Origin of the sequence: Legionella jamestowniensis (genome assembly GCF_001467745.1) — a bacterium.
Lineage (GTDB): Bacteria > Pseudomonadota > Gammaproteobacteria > Legionellales > Legionellaceae > Tatlockia > Tatlockia jamestowniensis.
On record NZ_LNYG01000013.1, the window covers coordinates 227072 to 227740 of the forward strand.

Below are 669 nucleotides of genomic sequence, written 5' to 3' on the forward strand. Positions count from 1 at the left end.
ACTGAAAAGTGGTTCCGCCATTTTGCACCACATTGCCATCCAGCAACCATTGATTGACCCCGAAACCGGTATTGGGTGTTGCCGTAAACGTCAGGCTGCTGCCAGCATTAACTCGCTGTGCTGTTGCAGGGGAAATAGAGCCGTTAGCACCCGCCGATGGCGTGACAATGAATTGCTGCACGGGAGGCTGCTGTGTCAGACGAATGCGTAAAATATTCTCCCAATTCGGCTGGTAACATTGTGTGTCATTACCTTGTTGACATAATGCCGGACCGCCAATGACATTTCCTTGCAACGTTGAGCCATTCACATTAAGTGTCAATGTGCAACTTCCTTTAGCGGGGAGTCGGCAGGGTGCAGTTTGACTAATCCCCGCAATCCTTTTCATGGAGAGAATCTTTGGTTTAGAGGATTGATTATATATGGTATAGATAATCTGGGCACTATGTCCTTTGGCAACAGTAATGGAGGTTGGCGTTTGGGGGTCAAAGAGCCATAAGGGTTTAGCTGCTTGTACGTTTAACAGCATTAAACTGCAGAAAAGGGCTATAGCAGTACTAAAAAAATGCCTGACCTTCTTTCTATGCATGATCCGTCCTTAAGCGACATAAGTTAGGTTAAACAAAACCCCATGGGTATAAAGATGATTGAGCGCTAATCCTGAATTCA

The 669-nt window shown here is 45.9% G+C and carries 1 protein-coding gene; it reads right to left on the bottom strand.

Annotation, left to right across the window (positions count from 1 at the left end; genetic code table 11):
• The coding region (locus Ljam_RS05435) for an InlB B-repeat-containing protein (RefSeq protein ID WP_420795605.1) at positions 1–589 on the bottom strand (589 nt) is incomplete at its 3' end.
• Positions 590–669: the final 80 nt, after the last annotated feature.